This is a genomic window from Vibrio sp. Vb0304 (genome assembly GCF_033338995.1).
Lineage (GTDB): Bacteria > Pseudomonadota > Gammaproteobacteria > Enterobacterales > Vibrionaceae > Vibrio > Vibrio alginolyticus.
Genome location: NZ_JAWOTT010000148.1, coordinates 1 through 1,348, shown reverse-complemented (window position 1 = coordinate 1,348; position 1,348 = coordinate 1). Strand labels below are relative to the sequence as shown.

At 46.7% G+C, this 1,348-nt stretch carries 1 pseudogene; it reads left to right on the top strand.

The features are described 5' to 3' along the window. Positions 1-1,297 (top strand): annotated as a pseudogene (locus R7P35_RS24555) (hypothetical protein); the annotation flags it as partial. Between the last annotated feature and the right edge of the window lie 51 nt (positions 1,298-1,348).

Below are 1,348 nucleotides of genomic sequence, written 5' to 3'. Positions count from 1 at the left end.
CGAGTTCGGCCACAGTAAAGGTCGTCAAACCGATTCTAACTATGTCTCTTTCGATGGCGGTTTAACCTTTACGCCTATTGGTGGCAGTGCGGATGATCGTGAAGGTGACTCTTATCAAGTGAAAGGGGTGATGAACCTCTACGATATCGCCCCGAGCGTGTTTTCTGCTGTGGGTAACGATGTTAAAGCTTGGTACAAATCTAAAGATGCAGGTTACAGTTACGCTAGCCAAGATGACGATTTAGAACAAGAATCTTATGGTACGGAAATCCGTCTTCAAGCAACGGATCGTGTTGCGGTGAAAACTCGATTTACCTCGATGGAAGAGCGTGAGTCCGACGGCACACTAAGAACGGATTCTCAACAGGCAGAACTGGAAACTCAGGTCAAAGTGACCAAACACATTAAGATTTCCGCAGCAGGTAAACAGGTCGAAGAGCTAAACAACGAAGACGAAAAAGGCAAAGGCACCTTAGCGGGCCTGCGTGCCGATTACATTTGGGATAGCGACAACAATGTTTACATCAAAGGGCAAAAAACCGTTGGAAAAACAGATGAGTACGATGAGAACGACAGCGTCACTATTGGTGGTGAAACGCGTATTTTAGAAGACTTCGTCGTTGGCGCAGAATACACCACGGGCGATCGTGGCGATGCGGCTGAAGCCAGCGTGACTTATGATGTGACGGAAGACTACAGCACTTACTTAACCTATGTCGATGACAGCTACGAAGGCAAAAACAACGTGATTGTCGGCCAACGTGCAGATCTGACTTCAACGGTCGATTTCTACCAAGAAAACCAATTTGTGGATGAGAACAACGGCAAAGGTCGCATCGATTCATTCGGCTTTGGCTACGACATGAACGACGACATCGACATGGGTATCGGCTATCAGAAAGGCGAAATCGAGGATGATCAAAACATCACCACCGAGCGCCAAGCGGTGAGTGTAAGCACCTCGATTGATGTCGATGATGTGTTGTTCAAGAACAAAGTGGAATATCGTGTCGATAAGACAGATGACTCTGCTGACCCAGACAAAAAACGCATCGACCAATGGGTGACGACCAACCGTTACACCCATCACCTGACGGAAGAGTACACCTTATTCGGTAAGTTCAATTACTCACGCTCAGAAAGCAAATCGAGCGACAAAATGTTGGCTCGTTTTATTGAGTCGACCGCTGGATTGGCGTATCGCCCAATTTACAACGATCGTTTGAATTTGTTGTCGCGCCACACCTGCTTAGTGGACTTCTACCAACTCAATCGCTATGTGGATTACAAAGATGAATAAAGCCATATCATAGAAGTGGAAGGCATCTATTCACTTGATGCCAACTGG